This window comes from Candidatus Poriferisocius sp., from assembly GCF_965208355.1.
Taxonomy (GTDB): domain Bacteria; phylum Actinomycetota; class Acidimicrobiia; order Acidimicrobiales; family Bin134; genus Poriferisocius.
Window position 1 is genome coordinate 1,727,242 of record NZ_CBDBOM010000003.1, and the last position, 22,873, is coordinate 1,750,114.

Annotated in this window: 22 protein-coding genes; 8 read left to right on the forward strand and 14 right to left on the reverse strand. The window is 64.9% G+C overall.

Annotated elements, in window-relative coordinates; genetic code table 11:
• Window positions 1–13: 13 nt before the first annotated feature.
• Both ACOGXH_RS09300 and ACOGXH_RS09305 read right to left on the reverse strand, forming a co-directional pair.
• On the reverse strand, window positions 14–1,819 hold the full coding sequence (locus ACOGXH_RS09300; RefSeq protein ID WP_419928829.1) for an adenine deaminase: 1,806 nt from the start codon (window positions 1,817–1,819) through the stop codon (window positions 14–16).
• Between the two features lie 34 nt (window positions 1,820–1,853).
• Window positions 1,854–3,623 (reverse strand): adenine deaminase, encoded by a 1,770-nt coding sequence (locus ACOGXH_RS09305; RefSeq protein ID WP_419928830.1) that lies wholly within the window; start codon window positions 3,621–3,623, stop codon window positions 1,854–1,856.
• A 124-nt stretch (window positions 3,624–3,747) separates the two neighbouring features.
• Here ACOGXH_RS09305 and ACOGXH_RS09310 point away from each other — a divergent pair, with 124 nt between their 5' ends.
• Complete coding sequence (locus ACOGXH_RS09310; protein WP_419928831.1) at window positions 3,748–5,118, forward strand: amidohydrolase family protein; 1,371 nt, start codon at window positions 3,748–3,750, stop codon at window positions 5,116–5,118.
• Between the two features lie 28 nt (window positions 5,119–5,146).
• Here the strand turns inward: ACOGXH_RS09310 and ACOGXH_RS09315 are convergent, their stop codons facing one another.
• Window positions 5,147–6,358 carry a cytochrome P450 gene (locus ACOGXH_RS09315; RefSeq protein WP_419928832.1) on the reverse strand — a complete coding sequence of 404 codons (1,212 nt, stop codon included), beginning with the start codon at window positions 6,356–6,358 and terminating at the stop codon, window positions 5,147–5,149.
• Window positions 6,359–6,410: 52 nt separating this feature from the next.
• Between ACOGXH_RS09315 and ACOGXH_RS09320 the strand changes: the two genes are divergently transcribed.
• From ACOGXH_RS09320 to ACOGXH_RS09330, 3 genes are all read left to right on the forward strand, one after another.
• Window positions 6,411–7,394, forward strand: coding sequence for a hypothetical protein (locus tag ACOGXH_RS09320; RefSeq protein WP_419928833.1), 984 nt, complete (start codon window positions 6,411–6,413; stop codon window positions 7,392–7,394).
• 78 nt (window positions 7,395–7,472) lie between these two features.
• Window positions 7,473–7,796, forward strand: coding sequence for a carboxymuconolactone decarboxylase family protein (locus tag ACOGXH_RS09325; protein WP_419928834.1), 324 nt, complete (start codon window positions 7,473–7,475; stop codon window positions 7,794–7,796).
• Between the two features lie 15 nt (window positions 7,797–7,811).
• Window positions 7,812–8,285 (forward strand): phosphoribosyl-AMP cyclohydrolase, encoded by a 474-nt coding sequence (locus tag ACOGXH_RS09330; RefSeq protein ID WP_419928835.1) that lies wholly within the window; start codon window positions 7,812–7,814, stop codon window positions 8,283–8,285.
• 479 nt (window positions 8,286–8,764) lie between these two features.
• Here the strand turns inward: ACOGXH_RS09330 and ACOGXH_RS09335 are convergent, their stop codons facing one another.
• Together ACOGXH_RS09335 and ACOGXH_RS09340 are read right to left on the reverse strand one after the other, a co-directional pair.
• Window positions 8,765–9,463 (reverse strand): HpcH/HpaI aldolase/citrate lyase family protein, encoded by a 699-nt coding sequence (locus ACOGXH_RS09335; RefSeq protein WP_419928836.1) that lies wholly within the window; start codon window positions 9,461–9,463, stop codon window positions 8,765–8,767.
• Between the two features lie 125 nt (window positions 9,464–9,588).
• Entirely contained in the window at window positions 9,589–10,407 is an 819-nt protein-coding gene (locus ACOGXH_RS09340; RefSeq protein ID WP_419928837.1) for an SDR family oxidoreductase, read from the reverse strand.
• A gap of 142 nt (window positions 10,408–10,549) precedes the next feature.
• Between ACOGXH_RS09340 and ACOGXH_RS09345 the strand changes: the two genes are divergently transcribed.
• Window positions 10,550–11,767 (forward strand): thiolase family protein, encoded by a 1,218-nt coding sequence (locus ACOGXH_RS09345; protein ID WP_419928838.1) that lies wholly within the window; start codon window positions 10,550–10,552, stop codon window positions 11,765–11,767.
• 135 nt (window positions 11,768–11,902) lie between these two features.
• Window positions 11,903–13,390, forward strand: coding sequence for an amidohydrolase family protein (locus ACOGXH_RS09350; protein WP_419928839.1), 1,488 nt, complete (start codon window positions 11,903–11,905; stop codon window positions 13,388–13,390).
• Window positions 13,391–13,554: 164 nt separating this feature from the next.
• On the opposite strand, the gene ACOGXH_RS09355 is transcribed toward ACOGXH_RS09350, so the two are convergent.
• Complete coding sequence (locus ACOGXH_RS09355; protein WP_419928840.1) at window positions 13,555–14,142, reverse strand: TetR/AcrR family transcriptional regulator; 588 nt, start codon at window positions 14,140–14,142, stop codon at window positions 13,555–13,557.
• A gap of 51 nt (window positions 14,143–14,193) precedes the next feature.
• A complete protein-coding gene (locus ACOGXH_RS09360) occupies window positions 14,194–15,309 on the reverse strand; it encodes a thiolase family protein (protein ID WP_419928841.1) in 1,116 nt (371 codons plus the stop codon).
• A gap of 38 nt (window positions 15,310–15,347) precedes the next feature.
• Between ACOGXH_RS09360 and ACOGXH_RS09365 the strand changes: the two genes are divergently transcribed.
• Window positions 15,348–15,767: a Zn-ribbon domain-containing OB-fold protein gene (locus ACOGXH_RS09365; RefSeq protein ID WP_419928842.1), complete on the forward strand. Its 420-nt coding sequence runs from the start codon at window positions 15,348–15,350 to the stop codon at window positions 15,765–15,767.
• Here ACOGXH_RS09365 and ACOGXH_RS09370 read toward each other — a convergent pair.
• The 6 genes from ACOGXH_RS09370 to ACOGXH_RS09395 form a co-directional block, all read right to left on the reverse strand.
• Window positions 15,760–16,977: a CaiB/BaiF CoA transferase family protein gene (locus tag ACOGXH_RS09370; RefSeq protein ID WP_419928843.1), complete on the reverse strand. Its 1,218-nt coding sequence runs from the start codon at window positions 16,975–16,977 to the stop codon at window positions 15,760–15,762. The two genes, ACOGXH_RS09365 and ACOGXH_RS09370, sit on opposite strands and share 8 nt — an antisense overlap.
• 22 nt (window positions 16,978–16,999) lie before the next feature.
• Window positions 17,000–17,821 (reverse strand): SDR family oxidoreductase, encoded by an 822-nt coding sequence (locus tag ACOGXH_RS09375; RefSeq protein WP_419928844.1) that lies wholly within the window; start codon window positions 17,819–17,821, stop codon window positions 17,000–17,002.
• Window positions 17,822–17,853: 32 nt separating this feature from the next.
• Window positions 17,854–17,997 (reverse strand): hypothetical protein, encoded by a 144-nt coding sequence (locus ACOGXH_RS09380; RefSeq protein WP_419928845.1) that lies wholly within the window; start codon window positions 17,995–17,997, stop codon window positions 17,854–17,856.
• A gap of 86 nt (window positions 17,998–18,083) precedes the next feature.
• Entirely contained in the window at window positions 18,084–19,250 is a 1,167-nt protein-coding gene (locus tag ACOGXH_RS09385; protein ID WP_419928846.1) for an acyl-CoA dehydrogenase family protein, read from the reverse strand.
• A 54-nt stretch (window positions 19,251–19,304) separates the two neighbouring features.
• Complete coding sequence (locus ACOGXH_RS09390) at window positions 19,305–20,600, reverse strand: amidohydrolase family protein (RefSeq protein WP_419928847.1); 1,296 nt, start codon at window positions 20,598–20,600, stop codon at window positions 19,305–19,307.
• Window positions 20,593–20,856 (reverse strand): hypothetical protein, encoded by a 264-nt coding sequence (locus tag ACOGXH_RS09395; RefSeq protein WP_419930398.1) that lies wholly within the window; start codon window positions 20,854–20,856, stop codon window positions 20,593–20,595. Before ACOGXH_RS09395 ends, ACOGXH_RS09390 begins: the two co-directional genes overlap by 8 nt.
• A gap of 61 nt (window positions 20,857–20,917) precedes the next feature.
• Here ACOGXH_RS09395 and ACOGXH_RS09400 point away from each other — a divergent pair, with 61 nt between their 5' ends.
• Window positions 20,918–21,871, forward strand: coding sequence for an SDR family NAD(P)-dependent oxidoreductase (locus ACOGXH_RS09400; protein ID WP_419928848.1), 954 nt, complete (start codon window positions 20,918–20,920; stop codon window positions 21,869–21,871).
• A gap of 50 nt (window positions 21,872–21,921) precedes the next feature.
• On the opposite strand, the gene ACOGXH_RS09405 is transcribed toward ACOGXH_RS09400, so the two are convergent.
• Window positions 21,922–22,818: an alpha/beta hydrolase gene (locus tag ACOGXH_RS09405; protein ID WP_419928849.1), complete on the reverse strand. Its 897-nt coding sequence runs from the start codon at window positions 22,816–22,818 to the stop codon at window positions 21,922–21,924.
• Between the last annotated feature and the right edge of the window lie 55 nt (window positions 22,819–22,873).

The window sequence follows — 22,873 nt, forward strand, 5'->3', positions numbered from 1 at the left end:
TGTCGAACCCGCCTCATCCAGTGTGAACGTGCTGGGGGCACCGACAGCACAGCAGCACCGGAATGAACGACTGGGTCATGGTGTCGATGAGTCCCTTTTCGGTGAGGCCGTAGTCGGGAACCCCGGCCAAACCGACGAAGGCCAAGATCATGTACGGCGACGCGATTTCGCAGCCGAGCGAGGCTGCGGCTTGGTTGGCAGCGATCGACTCGTCGTACACCTGCTCCCACGGCTGGTCGCTCATGATGCCCCCCAGAGGCAGTGGGACGGAGGCCAGAACCTCGCCGTCGGCCACACATACGTAGCCGCCGCCGATCTGTTGGAGGGTGCGGGCCGCGTGGGCGAGGTCTTTATCGCTGGTTCCCACCACCACCAGGTTCTGGTTCTCGCAGTTGCTGGTGATGCCCAGCGCGCCCCGCGTGAGTCCGAACCCCCGCACGAAGCCTGTAGCCCGGGTATCGGTGCCGTGGTGGCGGTCGACCACCGTGATCTTGGCGATGTCGATGGATGGGTCGGGGGCTACGTTGCCGTCCACCACCGGTAATTCGGCCTCGATGGCCCGTTTGAAGTATCCGTCGTACATCTCCATGGCCCGCACCACCGCCACCTCATCGGGCGCGGCGTCGGCTTCCACCCGGAACAGGTCGGGCCCGAAGTCGCCCGGCAGGTGCACGGTGTTGCGGACCCAGTCGGGCATGGTGTCGGGGTTGGTAAAGGTAGCTTCGCCGTCTCGACCGGCGACCTCCCCGCCAACGATGACCAGCGAAGGCCGCACCTCATCCAGATCGTCGAGGATCATCACGTCGGCCAGGCGGCTGGGGGTGATGGATCCCAGCAGGTGATCGAGGCGGTAGTACTGGGCGGCGTTGAGCGAAGCCATCCGATAGGCCTCGATGGCGGGCACCCCCTGGGCGATGGCGCTGCGAACGTGATGGTCGATGTGCCCCTCGTCGCGTAGGTCCTCAACGTGGCGGTCGTCGGCGCAGAAGCTCATGTAGTCGAACCCACCGGCCACCGCGTCGACGTCTTCGAATACCAGAGGCACGTTGTCATTCATCGACCCCGACATGACGGTGATCATGACGCCGAGGCGGAGCCGGTCGATCACCTCCGCGGTATTGAACGCGTTGTGATCGTCGCTGACCCCACCGGCCAAGTAGGCCCACAGCGGCTCATCGGCGATGCGGGCGGTGTGGCCGGTGAGCCGACGGCCCGCAGCGATGGCGGTATGAGCCTTGCGGGCCGCCGAGATGTCGAGGTCGAAGGGATTGCTCTCCCCCAGCGTGGCCACGTTGACCGCAGAGAGCCTCTCGAGCACGTCTTCCTCAGGCATCACCGCTCCGCCCAGTTCCAGATCGGGCACCCGGGGAATCTTGTGGGAGATCTGTTGGAAGATGCGCATCGGCGTGGCAGTGGAGGCCATGGCATCGGCGCCCCGGGTGCCGACCACGTTGGCCAGGCAGTTGGGGTCGGCCAGAACCGTTGTCGTGCCCCGGGGCACCACCAGTCGGGCCAACTCTCCCGGGGTGAGCATGGTGTATTCAATGTGGAGATGGACATCGATGAAAGTCGGAGCCACGAACTGGCCCGACGCATCGATTTCGGCGGTGGCCTCCAGCCGCCCCGGTGGTGTCACCGCGGCGATGTGCTGCCCGACGATCAAGACATCGCGCTCGAGTATCTCACGGTTGTGAAGTGCCAGAACCCTGCCGCCCCGTATGGCCAAATCGGCCGGCTGATCGCCTCGGGCGGCAGCCTGAAGCCGCAGAATCTGCTCCGGATCGGCAACGAGGTCGGCGCCGATGAATTTCTGCGTCATGACGGAACGGACCGGGCACCGATAAACATCTGGCTCACGACAGGACGAGATCGTCGACCAGCTCGCTCAGCGTGCCGTCGACAACGCCGATGTCGGTCACGTGCGGACCCGTCAAGCAGGCCAAGCTCATCAACATGACCGAGAACAGCGGCTGGGTGAGCGGTCCGGGCGGCAGCCCGATGGCCTCAGCGGCGGCGCCTACCTCACCCTGAATCCTCGCTACCTCGGCGGCGGGCAATGGCGACAGGATCCCTGCCACCGGGAGTTCCAAAATGGCCACGACCTCGCCGTCTCGCGCCACGGCCACTCCTCCTCCGGTAGCGATCACTGCGTTGGCCGCCACCGCCATATCAGAGGGGTCGCGCCCGAAGACCGAGAGATTGTGGGTGTCGTGGCTGATGGTGGTGGCCACCGCTCCGGTCCAGTCCCCCCAGCCGCCGAGGAGCCCGGCAACCGGATTGGCGGCAATCCTCCCGTGGCGATGCACAACCACGTTCAACAGGTACCCGTCGGGGATGGCGACGATGCCGTCTGTCACTTCGACTTCGGTCTCGCCCCAGTCGGTAAGCACCACGCCCTCCACGACTCTGATGCGGTGCTTGCCGTCGGCAACTCCAGGCAGACGGAAAACGAAGTGCTCGGGAGTCATGTCCGGCAGTTGGATCGTGTCAAGCGGAGGATTCGAAGGTGCCTCGACAACCGGTTCAAGCATCGCTCCCCCATGGGCCACCCGGCGGCCGTCGAAGAACACATCGTCGACGGTGACCTCCTCCAATGACGACAGCACCACGATGTCGGCCCGCCGTCCGGCGGCCACCTGGCCCAGATCAGTGCGCTGGAGTCGATAGGCCGCGTTGTAGGTGGCAATCCGGATAGCCCGCACCGGGGACAGGCCGTAGCGGATCAAGCGGCGAAGGAGGTCGTCGATGCCCCCTTCCTCCAGCAGCGTGAGGGCGAACAGGTCGTCAGTGGCGGCAATGAGGTGGGTGGGGAACTCGGGAAGTTGGGCCAGCTCTTCAATCAATAGAGGCAGAACGAAGTCGAATGCACCCCGCAATTCAACCGTCATGCCGGCCCGAAGCTTCTCCATGGCATCGACGTGGGCGAAGACCTCGTGATCGGAGAAGATGCCCGCGCTGAGATAGGCCTGAAGCGCGGGGCCGGTCAAGCCGGCAGCATGGCCGCTGACCAGTTTGCCGCTGTCATGGCCGGCCGCCACGATGTCGACCATGCGGGCGTCGCGGGTCAAGACCCCGCCCATGTCCATAACCTCGGCCAGGCCGCCCACTTCGTCCCAAGACAACATCTCGGCGATGTCGGCCGCATGGAGGTCGTGGCCGGAGAGTTCTAACCCCGGCAGCGGCGGGACGCACGACGGAGCCTGCACCACGAAGCGCACCGGTAGCCCCCGGCTGGCGTCGACGGCGTAGCGAACGCCTTCAACTCCGGCGATGTTGGCCAGCTCGTGGGGATCGATGAATACCGTGGTCGTGCCCCGGGGGCACACCACCTCGGCATACCCGCCGGGAGTGAGCATGGAGCTCTCGAAGTGCACGTGCATGTCGATAAACCCGGGTGCGATGAACCGGTCAGAGCAGTCAAACGTGTCGGCGGTGTCGGTGCGGGATCCCGTCGGGTGGACGCTGGCGACCATTGGGCCGACCAGCCCCACGTCGGACTGGCGCAGCTCTCCGGTTCCCACATCGACAACGGTGCCGCCGCTCAGGATCAGGTCGAATGACTCGTTGCCGAGCGCGGCCGCGACAGCTCGGGACCGGGTCTCCTCATCGAGATAACTCTGCATGAACAGACGCTAGCCCCTGTCCACTGCCGCAGGCAGCGGAGTGGCCTGTATGCAGCCGCCGACGCGCCAGCCGAAATAAAGCAACTACCGTGATCCGCAGATGCGGCTCTGAAAGGCAGGCACGGTGACCAGTTTCTTGTTGCGCGGCGGAACGGTGCTCCCCATGGAGGGATCCAAGGTCGTATTCGATCCGGGATCGGTGTTGGTGATCGACGGCAAAATCGAATTGGTCGGCAGCGTGGCCGAGGTAGATGAGCATCCCGCGGCGGCGAACGTCGACACCATTGACGCAACCGGGCACGCGGTGGTTCCAGGTTTTCACAATTGCCACCTTCATTCCGGCCTATTGCGGGGTACTGCGGAGTCGCTGGCGCTGTGGGAGTGGCTGGAGGACCACATTGATCCGGCTCATCGGGCGCTGACCCAGGAAATCGCCGAAGCCGCGTCGTGGATGGCCTACACCGAGGGACTGCGCGGCGGCACCACATCGGTGCTGGATATGTGGCGGCACATGGAGGGCTCGGCCCGGGCCGCGGAGGCAATCGGCATTCGGGCCACGCTGGCCCCCTATACCGCCGACTTGTACGACTACTTCGAGACCCTGGAGACCAATCGGCGGTTGTTGGAGACCCATCTGACCGCCGCCGATGGCCGGGTTCGCACATGGGTGGGCTTGGAGCACATCTTCTATTGCTCGCCGGAGATGTTCCGCCAGGCCGCTGATCTGGCCGAGGAGTTTGGCACTGGGATCCACACCCATTCGTCGGAGTCCATCTGGGAGGTGCAGGAGTGCCTCCGCCAATTCGGCCGCCGCCCCATCGAGGAGTTCTACAACCGGGGCATCCTGGGAGAAAACAGCGTGATTGCCCACGGCGTGTGGCTCGACGACCGGGAGGTGCAGCTGATGGTGCAAACCGGTACCAGCGTCACCCATTGCCCCTGCTCCAACATGAAGCTGTCGTCGGGCCCGGCCCGGATCGGCTTCTACCGCCAGCAAGGCATGACGGTTGCTTTGGGCACCGACGGAGAGAAGGAGAACAACAACCTCGACATGCTCGAGGAGATGAAGTTCGCCTCGTTGCTTCAGAAGGTGAGCACCCTCGACCCCACATCCGGCGACCCTTGGGACATCCTGGACATGGCCACCCTGTCCGGTGCGCGGGCACTCGGCCTCGACGATGTGACCGGGTCACTGGAAGCAGGGAAGGACGCCGACATTGTGACCGTGGACTTGGGCGGGTTGCATTTCGTCCCGGTTTTGCACGGGGACGACTTCAACATCGCCGCCCACCTCGTGTTCACTGCGTCATCCCATGATGTGGCCAATGTCTGGGTCCAGGGGCAGCAATTGGTGGCCAGTGGCGAGGTGATCTCCGTCGATGTTCAAGAAGTAGCCGCCAATGCCCAGGCCGCAGCCGAGGAACTGTTCGAGCGCCGACGCCAACTCCAGGGCGAGACCCCCAGCCCCGCCACAACGCTGGGCAAGAACGCTTAGTTGTACCTGCCCCGGCGGCGCGGGATACTCAGGGGCCGGTTGGGGTGAAGGTCAGCGGCATCGACTTGGGCGCCCGGGTGAAGACGCCCTCGGGGGTGGGCGGGAGGCCGTCGAAGGCGACGTCGTCCATGGCGTCCAGCAACTGGTTGGTGGCGATGTCGACCTCGGTCCTGGCCAGCATGGCCCCGATGCAGAAGTGGCGTCCCAAACAGAAGCCGGTGTGGTTGGCCGCCCCCGAGAACGCCTTGGACACGTCGAGGTCATCGCGGAAGATGTCGAATTTGTCGGGGTCGGCGTAGTGGCGGGGGTCGCGGTTGGCGCCGGCGATGAGGCAGGTCACCGTGGAGCCGGCCGGAATGGTCACGCCGTGCATCTCCACGTCCTCCTCGGGCTGGCGCATGATCATCTGCACTGGTGGGGAGTGCCGCAGCGTCTCGGCGAACGCATTGTCGATGAGGCTGCGGTCGTCGCGTACCGCCTGGAGCTGATCGGGATTGGCGATCAGGTTCATCATCATGTTGGACATCGCTTTGTCGGTGGTCTCTCCCCCGGCCACCAACAGCAGCGACACGAATGCCTTGATCTCCAGGTCGGTCATCTGCTCGCCGTCGATGATGGCGGTACACAGTGTGCTGAGCAGATCGTCGCCGGGGTCGGCCCGCCGCTGGGCGATGATCGGCATCATGTAGGACTCAAGCTCGTCTTTGGTCTGGAGGCCCTGGGCCATGACCTCCTCGTCACCAGTGAGGTTGCTGAGGAACATCATGATCGAGTGGTACCACTTCTGGAACCGCTCGTGGTCTGATTTGTCGAGCCCCAGCATGTCGACGATCACGTTGATCGGGAAGCGGATGGTGAACTGGTCGACCAAGTCGACCTTACCGTCGGTGCGGAAGCCGTCGATGAGGTCACGGGCGTTGGCTGCGATGACCGGGACGAACTTGGCCGTCAGCTCGCTGCCTCGAAAAGCGGGTGCAATCAGATTGCGATGCGCAGAGTGGTCGCGGCCCTCCATCTGGAGGATGGTCCGGCCGTGGACCGGCTCGAGCTGCCATTCGTAGTTCTTGGAGGTGAAGGCCTTGTCCTTGAAGGCCCGCTCCACGTCGTCGTAGCGGGAGATGAGCCACGCCTGGGTGGCCTCGTGGTACACCACGGGATAGTCCTCCCGCATGACCTCCAAGACGGCGTTGGGGTCCTCAAAGAACTTCGGTGACAAGATGTCCGGTTCGATGGCAGTCACAGATCCTCCTTCAACGCTGGCATCTTTTGTATGCGGTGGCAGGATACTTGGTGTGGCCAGCATGATCAGGCGGTTCTACATCCTTCCCGTGAATCCGGGTGTGCCCGACGCAAAGGTTCAGGAGATGATCGACGTGTTGAGCGCCGCCGATCACTTCATTCCGGGCCTGCTGGATTCCTCCGCCGGTGTCGACCTCGACTCGGGCACGGTGATCTGGGAGAACACCTTTATCGACGAGGCCAGCTACTCCGGGCCCTACATGGTGCACCCGTATCACATCGGAGCCATCGACAACTACGTCATGCCCGACAGCCCCGAGTGCATCACCGACAACACCTACGCCACCCGCTACACCACTCCTGACGCCGCCCAGCAGGTGCGAGGCGGGATCCGCCGGGTGCTGCTGGTGAACGCGGGCACCGACGCGTACGGTTCGGCGCTCGAAGCCCTCGCCGCGCACCCTCAGGGCATGGCGGCATCGGCCTTCGGCGCCGACGACGTGGGGTGGGTATCGGCCAAGGGCCGGCCCTGGACCCATATCTGGGAGCAGTCCTTCACCGACATGCCTCATCTAGAGCGCTACCTCGACACACCAGACGGCACGGCCTGCTCAAGCCTGGAGGGCTTTGCCAGCCTCGGCATCGACTTGGGCTCGCTGAAGATCTTCACTTGCCCATTCAAACTCTCACCGGCCGAGCACCAGTCGCCCCCTGAGACGCCGCCCGACACCGCCCCGGTGCTGTACACCATCACCGCCCGCACCGCCGCAGACGACGCCGACAGCTACGTCGACCTGCTCGAACGCCACTATGACTCGTTCATGGTGGAAGGCGGCTGTCCCCTCCTCAATCGCTGGCGCACCGTGGATCAGGGCTACCTCGAAGCCGAGATCCACTCCACCTGGCAGATCGGCTCCCTCAGCGCATACAGCGACCTCCGGGCCACAACCATTTCCGACCCGCACTGGACGGCTTTTGTCAGAGATGCCATGCCCCTGGTGCAAGGCGGATCCCGACGCTTCCACCGGGCTGTTTGACTCCGCAGGTCGCGTATCTGCGTCGGGTCGCCGTTAATGTGTTCCTTATGTTGAATGGATCATCACAGGAGGAACCCGATGACAACAGACCAGGAGATAGCTGACGCTCGGGCAAAGAGAGCCGCGATCGCGCCAAAGTTGTCAGAGTTGACCGCGGACGTGCTTTTCGGGGATATCTGGAAACGGACGGAACTCTCGCCCCGTGAGCGGAGCTTGATTACCGTCGCCTCCGTGATCACTCTCCAAAATGACGAGGCAATTCATGCCCACCTGAGCCACGCTCTCAGAAACGGGCTGACCATTGAGGAGCTTGGTGAGGTCATCACCCATATTGCGTTCTATGCAGGATTCCCCGCCACGATCCCTGCTTTAAACAGCCTTGTCGAACTCGCCGATGGCTAGAGAAGGAAGTGCGCCGTGCCTATCACTGAGTCGGAGTTAACGGCGGCCCGAAATGCTTGGGGAATTGGCTTGGTCGCGATTTCCCAGGCCTACGAATCAGACGGGGTCGATGGTGCCCGTGCGGTCGCCTCTCGTGTTCTGGATGAGTTGTACGGGTACGACCTGGGGCCAGTGCTGTTCAAGCCGACCATGGCGAGCGGCGAGCACACGTTCCGGCCCACCAAACGGGGAGCGCTGTCCTATTTCGTCGGACACGATCCGGAGTATCCCCTCGACGGCGGGTTCGGCCTCAAGGGATGGCGAGACGTCCAGTCAGAGACCTCGGCAACCTTCGTCGACGGCGATGTCGCCATGTGGATGGGATGGGTGACGATGACCGACAAGGACGGTCAGGTCACCAAGGTGGACAAGAGCTTCGGCTACAAGAAGGACGCCGATGGCGCGCTGCGCATAGTGCTCCATCACTCGTCGCTGCCCTACTCGCCGTGAGCCAGTCGAGAGCGACAACGGGATTCACTTGTCGGTCCAGTTCGTTGGTCGGTCGGGAGGGAACATGCGGTACTCGGTGGTGACCGGCTCGGCTTCGGGCATCGGAGGAGCGGTCGCGGAGCGGCTGGTACTGGTGGCGGATCTCACCCGTAGCAGGCACCGATGGGCCGTTCACGATGAGCGGCACCTGATGTCCGCCGGCGTGGGTGCTGGCCTTATAGAGGCGGAAGGGTGTGTTGCAGGCGTACACCCAGCCGCGCTGGTAGTGAGGAAGCGTTTGCGGACCACCGAGGAGGTCGAGCCGCTCAAGGTCCTTGCACCGGATGTCGGGGTCGTAAACGAGCGGGGCGAAGAATTGCGAGGTCCCGTGGGTCTCGCCCTTCCGTCTCCCCCGGAGCAAGTCGGGCATGATCGGGCAGCAAGCCCATCTCGCCTTGCCGCTCCCACCGCCGTCGGGGGCGATCGGTATGGGCGCCCCGCTACCTTTCGAACTGCTCGTTGATGAGTGGTACGTGGTCGGGGAATGCCGTCGACATCGCACCGAAGCCGAGGTCTTCGAGCCTCTGGAGATGGGCGCGAAGTTCGACATAGTCGGTCGTGCGCACCCGCTCGAGAAAGCTCTTCAAGTCACGCATGCCGGCTTCGTCGATGAAGGGACCGTCAGATGCCACGATTCCTTGCGCGTGCGCAGACTCGGCAACGCGGGTACGCGCCGGAAGGAGTCCCTCCCAAGTCATCGGGAGCCCGGTGTCCCTTGAGTAGTCGCCCAGCCCGAACACCAGCATTACGACTGGTCCGTTCGCTGCGGCGATCTCCGACGAGCGTTCCACCGCCGCTCCACTCTCGAGTAGGGCCGCCACCGGCGTGTCGGGCATCGCCGCCGCGAAAAACTCGAGTTCTTCAGCGGTTTCGACATGCGAGACGAGCACCGCCTCGGGCTTGGCGTCCAGCGCCGCGAGCCACTGGAGGTCATCGCGGCCCTGGTCGGTTGCGATCGGATTGAGGCGCACGCCACGAACACAGCTGGGTTCGGTCGATGCGAAGAACTCGGCCGCCAGCTCACGGGCCCTCGGGATCTCGGCGGGCGCGACCGACGACTCGAGATCGACCAGAACGCTGGACGCAGCCGACTGGATGGCGCGCTTGAGAACGTTGCTGCTTGCCCTGGTGACGAGCATCGAGCTCGCTCCGAATGGGTTGGGCATCCTCATTGTCATTATCGCTTGTATAGCACTAGCGGAACCCGCCGCCTGATCCGCTTGGGCCCTTCTTCGGTCCAGCCGGCTCTGCGCCGGGCCAGCCGTCAGGGGTCCTTCGGTGGCCACTCGTGCGGATTGGGCACCGGCCAGTCGTCGGCGCGCGCTTCGGCGTCGGTCCCGCCATCGCAGTAGATGAGCGAGCCTACGAAGAACCGGGCTTGAGCGCTCAGCAGGAAGGCGGCGAGATGAGCGATCTCTTCCGGTCGCCCCGAGCGACCGGCCGGCACCGGCCACGCCGCCGCGCCCGGGCCCACGATCGGATCCGCCAGGGCCTCTGCGATCATTGGCGTGTCGATCTTGCCGGGGGCGATAGCGTTAAGGGTGATCCCCTCGCCAATCCACTCGACGGTCGGTGCGTTCCGGCGCACCCAGCGAGCCACCGCCGTCTTCGTCGCCGGATACGTGATGATGGGGCCCATCTCGAGCTCATCGGCCAGTGCGCACGCTCGCTCCTCGTCGTGGGCCAGGCAGGCCTCGGTAACCGCGAGCGGTACGCCGGGGGTGGTCGTCACGGAGTTCGAGCTGATAGCGACGGCGGCGCCCGCATCGCTGCGAGCCAGCCCTTCGCGCAAGCCGGTGAGCAGTTCGACGGTCCCGAAGTAGTTCACGCTCACGATCAGGCTTCCTGGCCGGCTCGGAAGTGAGGAGAGGCCGGCCGATGTGATGATCCCATCGAGTGTGCCGTCACAAGCTTCGAGGATCTCATCCACCGCTTGACGGCGACCGTCGGGCTTTGACAGATCGCACACGATGTCGGTCTGCTGGATGTCGACGCCGATCACGCGATGGCCGTGATCGATCAGCTCGCTGGCGCAGGCCGCGCCGATTCCCGACGCGGCGCCGGTGATCGCGTAGGTCTTCAATCCGAACCCTCCTCCGGGCGGCGACAAGCGCAGGTTAACTGCAACCACCTGTCCGCCGCAGGTCGGCTACACCGAGCGTGTCGGGCGGTGCTCGGCCAGGCGGGCCTATACTGCGTCGCGGCAACCAAGCTGGGGAGCGTCCATGCGACTGAACGCCGTGATCGCGGGAGTGGGGATGACCCGCTTCATGAAGCACCGCGACAAGGGCCTGAAGGAACTGGGAGTCGAGGCGACGCGGGCAGCGCTGGAGGACGCCGGTCTCACAGTCGACGACCTCGACGCGGCCTACATCGGGAACTGCGCTGCCGGACTGATTACTGGGCAAGAGAGCGTGCGCGGTCAGGTAGTGCTGCACACGATGGGCATCGGTGGGATCCCCATCACTAACGTCGAGAACGCGTGCGCGAGTGGGTCCACGGCCATTCGCGAGGCCAGTGCCATGGTCTCGGCAGGGCATTACGACGTGGTCCTGGCGTTGGGCGTCGAGAAGCTCAGTCATCCGGACAAGTCGAAGAGCTTCGCCGCCTTTTCCGGCGCGGTTGATCAGGACGAGCTGCGCGAGATGATGGCCCGGGCCCAGGCCGAAGCGGAGAAGGCGGGCGGCGGCGAGGGCGGGCGCTCGGTGTTCATGGACTCGTATGCCAAGAGCGCGCGCGACCACATGAACAGGTACGGCACGACGGTCGAGCAGTTCGCGGCCGTGTCCGCCAAGAACTCCTTTCACGGAAGCTTGAACCCGAAGGCTCAGTTCCACCAGGAGATGTCAGTGGAGGAGGTGCTTGCGGATCGGCTCATCGTCGAGCCCCTGCGCCGCTCCATGTGTTCCCCCATTGGCGACGGTGCGGGTGCAGCGATCCTGGTGAGCGAGCGCAAGGCGCGCGAGCTGGGTGTGTCGAATCCCGTTCGGGTGCGCACAAGCGTGATGCTCTCGGGCGCCGCAGGCGAGGTGGTCGAGTCGGAGACGGTGGAACTTGCCGCAGCGAAGGCCTACGAGCTGTCGGACCTCGGACCGGAGGACCTCGACGTTGTGGAGCTGCACGACGCCTCGGCCCCGGCAGAGGTGATCGTTTACGAACAGCTGGGACTGTGCACCAAGGGCGAGGGGGGCCGACTCGCAGAGTCTGGAGCGACGCGGCTGGGTGGCCGCATTCCGGTGAACACCTCTGGCGGCTTGCTTCGCAAGGGACACCCCGTCGGCGCTACCGGCGTGGCCCAGGTCGTGGAGCTCACCACGCAGCTGCAGGGGCGCGCGGGCAAGCGCCAGGTCGAGGGTGCGCGCATTGCACTCGCCCAGAACGGTGGCGGCAAGAAGGGCCTGGACGCGGCGGCCATGGTGGTGACCGTCCTGCAGGCGGATTGAGCGCGACTCGGAGTGAAGCTCGCAAGGCTCCGCAGCGGCCGGACGGTGAACTGGTGGATAGGACGTTTTGCCCACAACGATCTCTGTGTTATCTAACACCATAAAATGCGACTTCTGTCACTGGAAGGAATCCGAATGAGCAGTCAGCTTCCAACCGCCTCGTCCAAGGTACGTGAACAGCTCGACCATCCCGTGATCGACGGCGACGGCCACTGGGTCGAGCCGTACGCGATCTTTCTCGACTTCCTGAAGTCGGTCGCCGACCCGAAGGTGTACGAGCCCTTCTCCAGCGCCTACAGCAACGGACGCTCCTTGGGAGGCGAATGGTACGACATGACCCCACAGGAGCGGCTCGACAAGCGGGCCGTGCGGTACTCGTGGTGGAGGGTGCCGATGACAACCCTCGACATGGCCACGTCCATGGCTCCTCAGCTCATGTACGAGCGGCTCGACGAAATCGGGACCGACTACTGCATCACCTATCCGAGTCTTGGGTTGATGTTCCTGAACTACCCGAACGAGGAGATCCGCCGCGCTACGTGTCGTGCCAGCAACGAGATGAACGCGGAAATGTTCCGGCCCTTCGCCGACCGCATGACGCCGGTCGCCGTCGTGCCCTGCTTCACGCCGGACGAGGCCATCGAAGAGGCCGAGTACTGCGTGCGCAAGCTAGGGATGAAGGTGATCCTGACCTCGAGCTACATCCAACGCCCGGTGGAGGCCTACGCCCGGCCCGACCGGCCAATGCACCACAGCCCGACCTACATCGACTCGCTCGCCCTCGACAGCCCCTACGACTACGACCCCTTCTGGGCAAAGTGCGTCGAGCTGAATGTGCCAGTCACCGTCCACGCAGCCAGCCAGGGCTGGGGCCATCGCACTTCTACGAGCAACTTCTGCTACAACCACATCGGCCACTTCGCGAACGCGAACCAGACGCTCGCGAAGGCCCTGGTGATTGGCGGCGTTACTCGGCGCTTCCCGACCTTGCCATTCGCCTTCCTGGAAGGCGGCGTGGGCTGGGCCTGCAGCCTGCTGCCAGACCTCGTCGAGCACTGGGAGAAGCGCAACACGCAGGCGCTCGAGGCTCACGTGCGTCCCAGCAACGTCGACATCGACCGCCTGACCGAACTGCTGACGCAGTACGGCGACGAGCGCCTCAGATCCAAGATCGATGCCGAGCACGGTGCCGCGAACCTGGCGTTCCCTTTCGAGTCCCAGCAGGAGGCGACGGATCGCGAGTACCGCGAGCCCACGCTCGACGACTTCGCCGCCGCCGAAGTGACCTCGGCCGACGAACTGAAGAAGCTGTTCACCGAGAACTTCTACTTCGGCTGCGAGGCCGGCGACGTCACCGTCCCCTGGGCCTTCGACAAGCACGACAACCACCGGCTCAAGGCGCTCTACAGCTCCGACGTCGGCCATTTCGACGTTCCCGACATGCGCGAGGTGCTAGCCGAGGCCTGGGAGCTTGTCGACGACGGCCTGATCGACGAGGACAACTTCCGGGAGTTCACGTTCGAGAACTCCGCACGCCTCCACACCCAGCTGAATCCGAGCTTCTTCGAGGGCACGGTGATCGAGGACGACGTCGCTCGCCTACTAGCGAACGAGGACGGCTGATCTCGTCCCCGGCCGCTCGCTCGTCCTTGTCCGCCGACCGCGAGGAGATGTACCACGATCCACAGCTGAGCCGACGCGGCACGTGGAGCGCGCTATCCGACGATCGAATCGAGGAACTCGTCGCGTCGGGCGCGATCTTCGGCTGAAGCCTCAGCGACGAGCGGTCAGGCCGCGGCCTGCTCGAACATCTCCCGCAACCCCGCGACAACAGCGTCCACGCCGAAGTCCACATGGTCCTTGGCCGAGACGTTGCCGAACCCCAGGCGGCGGGCTGTCGTTCGGTCCAACGTCGCTTCGACGCTCAGCCGTCCGTGGATGTAGGTCAGCGCGAACGCCCAGGCCCGTTGCGCGATCTCGGTAGGGAATCCGGCCGACTCGAAGAACGCAACGCCCTCCACGTTGGATTCCTTCGACGTGCCGAGGTCGGGGAGTCCGATTCTGTACGAGCGGAGCCCTCGGTAGCTGTGCATCGTCGTCCACAGCGAGACGAGATACCGACGGAGAGCTTCCTCCCACCCGTCATCACCCAGTTCGAGAGGAATCGCTCGAGAGATCACCTCCTCGGAGATCAGCTGGACGAGAGCATCCTTGTTCTTGACGTAGTAGTAGATCGCCATCGGCGTCACGTCTAGCTCCGCTGCGACCGCACGAATCGTCACGCCTTGGACGCTGTGCTTGCGGACGAGCTCGAGCGAAACGTCGACGATCTCTTCGAGAGTCAGCGGAGTGGAACGACCACTAGCGGGAGCCATCGACGCCCATCGTACAGAACGTCACTCGCCGGAGGTTTGACAGCGCGCGGCCTACTGCGTGAGAAGCATGCAGCCGGCGACCGGTCCGCCTCCGGCGGAGATGACGGCGACCCCCGCGTCCGGGACCTGACGGTCGGCGGCCAGACCGCGCAACTGCGTCACCGCCTCGTGGAGCGTCCAGTAGCCATGCATTCGTCCGGCCGAGAGCTGGCCGCCGTAGGTATTTAGGGGAAGCGCTCCATCGAGGGCGATCCGGTGGCCGCCTTCGAGGAAGGCACCTCCCTCCCCGTGGCCGCAGAACCCCAGCGCTTCGAGCCACGCGAGGGTCAGGAACGTGAACCCGTCGTAGAGCTGCGCGACGTCGACGTCCGCCGGGGTGAGACTCGTGCGGCTCCACAGGTCCGCGGCGGCATCCACCGGGGCCATGACCGGATAGTCGGGTCGCTGATCCCAACCACCCTCGCCGACGGCGCTCCCTGTGGCCTCGATGCGAACGGGCCGGTTGGGGCAACTCGCCGCGTGCTCGGGCACCGAGAGAACAACCGCGATCGAGCCGTCGATCGGCACGTCGCAGTCGAGGAGGCCGAGGGGATCGCTGACCGGTCGAGCCGAGAGATAGTCGTCCATCGTGATCGGGTCTCGGTAGACGGCGAGCGGGTTCAGCGCCGCCTTCCCGCGGCTACTGATCGCCAGCGCCCCCAGCTGCTCCTTCGTCGTGCCGTAGAGGTGCATGTGCCGCTGGCAGTGGAGGGCGACCCAATTGGCCGCGGAGTACGCGTGGTAGGTCAACAGTGTTGCGAAGTCGGCGAGCGCATCTCCCCCACCATCTGAACTCACGACCGCGCCGCCCATCATCTTGACGGTCCGGTAGACCAGCACGTGACGAGCCCGTCCCGCCGCGATGGCCTCGGCGCTGCTGATGACAGGGGCCAGGAGTGCGGCGGGGTTGTACCCGCCGCCGATGTATCCGACCTCGAGGGAGAGATCCTCGATCACCTCCGACACGGGCGTCTCCCCGTGGGTCGCGACGCCATCGACGTCAGCGGGAGTCAGGCCGGCGTCCTCGATCGCCGCGAGCGCGGCGGTCCGCGTGAGGTCACGCCCCACCACATCCGTCCGACGACCGATCCCGGTGATGCCGATGCCCGAAACGATGGCGCCCGTCATGTCGACGCTCGTCCCGACAGGGTTCTACGATCGACTCGATGCTGAACGTCGAGGATCCGGCCCCTCGGATCGCACCGCCGATCACGGAAGCGACTCGACCTTTCTGGACCGGCGGCTTGAACGGATCGCTGATGATCCAGTACTGCCCGTCGTGCAGTTGCTGGATCCATCCGCTCGCCGAAGCATGCCCCGAGTGCGGCGGCGCACTCCAATCTCGCGCGGCGAGTGGGACCGCCTCGGTATTCAGCTTCACCGTCAACCGATATCCGTACCATCCTGAGGTCTCTCCGCCCTACGTGATCGCCCTCGTCGAACTCGAGGAACAGCCGGGGCTGCGGCTGGTGACGAACATCGTCAACTGCGACCCGGCCTCCGTCTCGATTGGGCAACGGGTCCAGGTGCTGTTCGAGCATGCGGGTGAGGCGTGGATCCCGGTGTTCGAGCCGGTCGCTAGGTGATCGCGCCGTCGATCTTCAGTTGGATCAGCTCGTCCTCGCTCTTGCCGAGCCCGAGCACGATCTCGTCGGTGTGCTCGGCGAACTGGGGCGCTCGGGACACGTCGTACGGAGCCTCGTCGAACTGGACTGGACTTGAGACGAGCTCGCGGTCGTTGCCCTCGAGATCCTGCACCATCAGGATGTAGCCGTTCGCACGAACCTGGGGATCGTCGGCGACCTCCAACGGGCTCTGCACCTTTGCCCACTGCCCTTCGAGCGTCTCGAACTTCTCCACCCAGTGGTCGTAGGGCTTAGCCGCGATGGCTTCAGCGACCAGATCGCCGGCGGGAATCGCATTCTCGATCAGCTTCTCGTCCGTGTCGAAGCGGGGATCATCGATCAGATCCTCTCGGTCGATGTGACGACAGACGTCAGCCCAGTACCGACCGGGCTGGAGCATCGTGAAGTTGATGAACCGACCGTCGGATGTGGGGAACGTGCCGATCACCGGGTTTACCGGAATCGCAGGTCGCATGTTCTCCACCGGCATCTTCGGTGGATTCTCCTCGAGAAGCAGCGCCGTGCCGATCGACAGTGCGGTCGCCCATGCGCCGACCGACAGCAACGAGACGTCCACGACGCTCGCCTCACCGGTCCGCTCCCGCTTCAGAAGCGCAGCGGCGATCCCGCCGGCGATGGTCATGCCACCCATGGAGTCGCCGTAGGCACCCGATGGCATCGATGCGGCCATGGACGCGCCCGCTGCCGTGCCTCCCCATGCACTTCCCGCTCGACACCAGAACGTGCTGCCGTCGTAGCCGCCATCCTCGGATTCGGGGCCGCGGGGCCCGAGCGCCGATCCCCTGGCGTAGACGATCGACGGGTTGACCGCCCGAACGTCGTCGACCTCGATGCGCAACTTGCGTCGCGCCGCTGGCAGGAAGTTGGTCAGGAAGACATCGCTCTCGGCAATGAGTTCGTCCAACAGGGCACGGCCGGCCTCGGTCTCGAGCGCGATGCCGACACTGCGCTTGCCGCGGTTCGGGTGCTCCATCAACGGCTGGAACGATCCAGCCGCGGCACCGCCCGTGCCGATCTTGAGTCCTCGCTGCGCGTCGCCCGTGACCGCGTGCTCGACCTTCATCACATCGGCGCCCCAGTCGGCGAGCACCGCGCCCGCCGCCGGCGTGAAGGTGAACTGCGCCACCTCGAGGACCTTGATCCCCTCCATTGGTCCATTAGACACTGGTCGCCTACTCCTCGGGCGGGGGGCCGCCCCGGTTGATCCGTCCGGTCTGAAGCGCTCCCATGAAGCCGCCGTCCGTCCAGAGCACCTCCCCGCACACATAGCTCATGCGTCGGCTGTTGAGGAGCACGAGCGGCCACGCCTGCTCCTCCGCCCTCGAGTACCGACCGATCGGCCCGAGCGCCCCGTCCACCATGTCCTTACCCGCACTCTCGTAGAACGCCGGGATCATCGGAGTGTCGGTCGGTCCCGGGTTGATGCAGTTGACGCGGATTCCGTTCTCGATCAGCTCGGCCCCACGCCAGCCCACCCAGGCGTTGACTGCGTACTTCGACCAGGCGTAGCCGCTCCAACTCCACAACTCCTCGTTGTCGGTGAGCCAGGTCTTCTGCCCGTCGAAGTCTCCCGCCGCGAACATCGCCATCAGTGTGGGGATGTGCTCCTGCCAACCGACGGCGGCCGCCGACGAGATGAGGCCCACCGACGAGTCCTCCGCAAGCTTCGGGACCATCGCTTCGATGAAGTGCCGCGCTCCGACGAAGTTCACCAGAACCGTGTCGAGTTCGGAGAACGGCGCTCCGGGCAGACCGGCACAACTGAATACCGAGTCGATTGGCCCGTCGATCTGGCCGACCGCGGCGTCGATGGACGCCGGATCGCGCAGGTCGACCTGCATGCCGGTGACGCACTCAGCGTTCACCTCGTTCACGTCGAGGCCGGTCACGTCGGCGCCGAGGCTGACGAGGAGCTCGGCGGTGGCTGCACCCATCCCCGAAGCCGCGCCGGTGACGACCACCGTGCTGCCTTCATACCCCAACGGATCCTGCACGTTCAGCTCCTCCTGAATCTGAGACGGTTCCGCTAGCCCCAGGCCAGCGTGAGATCTTTCACATGCCGCATGCCACGCGGGTAGACGAGCTCCTCGTGGCCCGGCTTGAGGCCGTACTCGGGGATCCGGTACTTCGCGTGGTCCGGCGGGTCGACATCCTTCAGCGAATCATTCATAGTCGATCCTGTCCCTTCGGTCGGCTGCGGCACGAGCGCGACCCGAGTGCTTCATTCTACGCTGTAAGACAGGTGGTCGCCAAGGCTCACACCGCGACCTTCGGTTCGCGGGGCAGGCCGAGCACACGCTCGCCGAGAATGTTGCGATTCACCTCGGACGTCCCCCCTGCGATCGTGTAGGAGCGCGACGAGATGAATTCTCTTCCCCATCGCCCTTCCAAGGAACCCATGCCGAGGACATCGACTGCGGCTTCAGCCATCCGCTGGCTCGTCTCGGACCAGGCCAGCTTGATGACACTCCCCTCAGGGCCCGGAGGTCGACCGCTGATGGCGACCGCGATGGAACGCTTGGCGAGGAACTCGAGATTGCGGACGTCCGCGTAGATCGACATCAGCCGCTGCCGCGTCGTCTGTGAGTCGATCGGTCGGCAACCATCGGGCCCCGGCGCGGATGCTGCTTCCAGTAGGTCCGCGAACGTTCGCTCGACCGTCAGGTACATGATCGCGACCCCGGAGCGCTCGTTGCTCAGGGTATTGACGGCGACGCTCCAGCCCTTGTCGATCTCCCCCAGCACCGATTCGACCGGCACGCGAACGTCGGTGAAGAAGAGCTCGGAGAAGCCCTCATCCCCGGTCATGGTGACGATCGGGCGCGCTTCGATCCCAGGCGTGCGCATGTCGAGGAGCAGACAGGTGATGCCCTCGTACTTCGACCCTTCGGTACCGGTGCGAACATAGAGCTGACACCAATCGGCGCGGGTGCCGTTCGAGTTCCAGGTCTTCTGGCCATTGATGACGAGATGGTCACCGTCGAGAACCGCTCGACACTGCAGCGATGCCAGATCGGAGCCCACCTCCGGCTCGGACATCCCCTGGCTCCAGATCTCGTCGCCACGATGCATCGGATGGATGAACCGATTCTTCTGCTCTTCCGTGCCGACCGCCATGATCGCGGGCGCGATGTTGGACACGCCGATCTGATTGATCGGCCCCCGGGCCCCGACTCGGCTCAGCTCCTCGTTGTAGGCGAGCTGCTCCTCGAGCGTGGCTTCGCGGCCACCGAACTCGGCCGGCCACGAGATCGCGCCCCACCCCGCGTCGACCAACGTGGCGTTCCATTCACGATGAGCCTCGAACCCCGCCGCGCTCCCGATCTCGCCGATCGCTTCCTTCACGTCCGTGGTGTAGTTGGAGGCGAGCCAGCTGCGAAACTCCTGTCGCAACTCCTCGGCCTTCTGCGCATTGTCTGTCAAAGCGGTTTCCTCACTCGCTCGTGTCGTTCGGTTCGCGTGACTGGTTCGTGGCCGTCAGTCCTCAGCTCCGGTGAGCGCATACCGCTCGCGCCACTCGCTTTTCGACACGATCGACACGTCGACATCGGCTCCCTGCTTCTGGAGCCCGCCGACCGAGACCGCGTCGCGGTCCATGTCGGACACATCGACTCCGAACCACCGGCAGCTGTTTTCCCAGCCGATCTTGTTGATGTCATCATCCGAGCAGTCAGCCGCCGCGAATTCTCCAGCGAGTTGCGTCGCAGCAGTCGGCCAGGTCGAGTCGGCGTGCGGGTAGTCGCACTCCCAGGCGATGTTGTCGATGCCGATCTCGTGGCGGAGCTTCACGCCGGCCGGATCGGTGATGAAACACGCGAGCACCTGATCGCGGAACAGATCGCTGGGCAGACGTCCGTCCCGAGCGCCTGTCCACACCTGGTTCGTCCAGTGCCGGTCGGCCTTTTCCAGATAGAAGGGAAGCCACCCGATCCCTCCCTCGGACAGGGCGATCTTGAGGTCTGGGAAGCGCCGAAGCGTCCCCCCGAAGACGAGGTCGGTGAGCGCGATCGCGGAGACCTGCTGTGCGAGCACGATGAACGTGTCGATCGTCTCGACGGTAATGCCGCCGAGATTCCCGGGCCCCCCCAACGAACCACCCTCCGGGCGACGGATGAGACTGATGCCGAGACCGATGTGAAGACACATCACGACGCCCTCGTCGCACAGCGCGTGAAAGAGCGGGTCCCAGTGGCCGCTCTCGAAGCTCGGCAGCCCAAGCGCATAAGGCGTCTCCGGGAAGGTGATCGCCCGGCAGCCCTTCGCCGCCACTCGGCGCACCTCCGCGGCACAGGCTTCGGGGTCCCACAGCGGAACCACCGAGAGCGCAATGAACCGGTCCGGATGGGGCCCGCACCATTCGTCGATGTGCCAGTCGTTGTACGCGCTGATGACCGCGCCTGCGAGTTCCTTGTCGACGGACTCGTTGAAGGCTCGCATGCTGAACCCGCCCATTGTCGGGAAGCACATCGACTTCCAGATGCCGGCCGCGTCCATGTCGCGCACGCGCTGGTCGACGTCGTAGCAACCGGGTCGCATCTCGGCGAGGCCGACGGGGTCCATCGACCACTCCTCCTTCGGCCAGCCGGCAACGGCGTTCAACCCGGGAGAGCCGACCTCGACCCCCTCGAAGATCCACCGGTCGACGCCATTCTCATCCCGTTCCATCTTGGGAGCCCGATCGCGGAAACGGTCCGGGATGTGTGCTTCGAAGACACCTGCTGGCTCGATCAGGTGATCGTCGATGCTGACGAGAACCATGTCTTCTTCACGCATGTGTCCGCTCCTTGTTTAGGACTCGGTCTGCCCGGTAGAGCGACCGTTCATTTTGAGATTTTTCAACGCCGAAGCGGGGCGCGCCGGCGTTGCGGCGATCGAAGAAGCGAGCGCCACAACTGGTGCACTCGTTGGCGACCAGATGCGGCTCGGGCTCCAGCACCAGATAGTCGACCAATGGCATCTCCGACATGTGGGTCCCCTTGCGCGACGAAGTGTGTCGCTCGTTCGAAATTGTGGCGAACTCGATGGTCACTATACTGCGTACAATGATCTCGTCGCCACTCTCGGGCGGCGCCGACCGGGAGGTATGACACGTGGGATTGCTCGATGGGAAGGTCGCGGTCGTAACGGGCGCCGGACACGGTGTCGGTCGGGGCCACGCCGTCCAGCTCGCGGAAGCCGGGGCGAAGGTGGTTGTCAACGACCTGGGGGGATCGACAACTGGCGAGGGCGCCGACGCCTCCGTCGCCCAAGCGGTTGTCGACGTCATCACCGAGCGGGGCGGATCCGCGGTCGCCAACGCCAGCGACGTCTCGTCGTTCGACGGCGCCCGGGCGATGATCGATCAAGCGGTCGACGAGTTCGGCCGGCTCGACATCCTCGTCAACAACGCCGGCATTCTGCGCGATCGGATGATTTTCAACATGGACGAGTCGGATTGGGACGCGGTCATCTCCGTGCACTTGAAGGGCCACTTCGCGCCCACCCGCCACGCGTGCGAATACTGGCGCGAGCGCTCGAAGGCCAGCGACGAGGTGAACGCGTCGGTCATCCACACCGGGTCGGCAGTGGGATTCCTCGGGAATGTCGGGCAGACGAACTACGCCGCGGCCAAGGGCGGCATCGGGATGTTCTCGATCGCGGTCGCGCAGGACATGGCTCGCTATGGCGTTCGGTCGAACTGCGTTGCGCCGTCCGGCTCCACTCGCCTTCTGCCCACCGCCGGCGACGCGGTCGTCGAGCCGGACGAATACGAGGAGTACTCCGCGCAGGATCCAGGCAATGTCGGCCCCCTGGTCGTCTGGCTCGCGTCCGATCTGGCGACCAGCGTCTCGGGCCAGTCGTTCCTCAGCGTGGCCGGCACGATCACGCACTTCAACCCGTGGACCGCGGGCACCGCAGTCACCGTGCCGGGCAGTGACCGCCGCTGGCACCCTGCGGAGCTGGCCCACGCGATGGAGACGCTCGTGTTCAAGACGCGCCATCCCGGCCTCATGGGAGGAATGGAATTCGGCGGCGACTCTCCGTTTCGAGCGGCGATGGGGTGAGCTTCACCCCGAGCGATCGGTCGGCGCGGCGTCGATGAAGCCGTCCGACGTCACGCTCGAGTGCGGATCCGAGCGATGAACCGGTCGCGTTCGTCCGCCAGCTCCTTGTCCTCAGCAGTCGACCCACCGAACCCACCGTGGGGCATGGCATCACCGATGTGGAGTTCCGCCGCCACCCCCGCGTTGCGCAACGCCCGGTGCATCCGCACCGTGTTGGACAGGAAGAGATCCCGCGTCCCGGTCTGAAGATAGGTCGGTGGGAAGCCTGCGAGGTCGCCGAAGAGCGGCGACAGGTAGGGATGCGACAGGTCCTCGCCGCCGGCATAGAGCAGATTGATCTCCATCAAGGGAGCGAGCACCTTGTCGATGCCGAGATTGGTTTGGAAGCTGTCGCCGGACTCAGTCAGGTCCACCTCTGGCGTGAACAGGAGGAGTGCGACTGGCATGGGCAGCCCTTCGTCTTTAGCGCGAAGCAGCAACGCCGGAGCCAGGTTTCCGCCCGCCGAACCACCCGCAACGAAGATGTCCCTCGGTTCCCGCTCGGCGAGTGCCTTCCGGTACACCGCCATGAGGTCGTCCAGTGCCGCCGGGAATAGGTGGTCGGGCGGCATCCGATAGTCGGGGGCCCAGGTGATCATGTCGCGCTCGAGCGCTCCTCTCGTGGCCATCAGCGCACACACGTCACCACCGCCGTTCATGAGCCCGCCGCCGTGGATGTCGATGTAGAGCGGCGCGGATGCGGGGTCCGCGAGCGAGTCCGGGGTCAGAACATGCGTACGCACACCAGCGATCTCGAAGTCGCTTCGCGAGATCGGGACGTCCTCCGGGATCCGGGAGCTGAACACCTCGAGCATCACAGAGTCGATCCCCTCGACCCACGCCTTCCATTCGGCCGGATCGGCATCGTGGGTCGGCATGTCGTCGGCACTCGGAAACTCCGACAACATGTCCAGATACTGTCGCGCCTCGGGGCTGAGGCCCGTCGGGGCCGGTGGAGGTGTG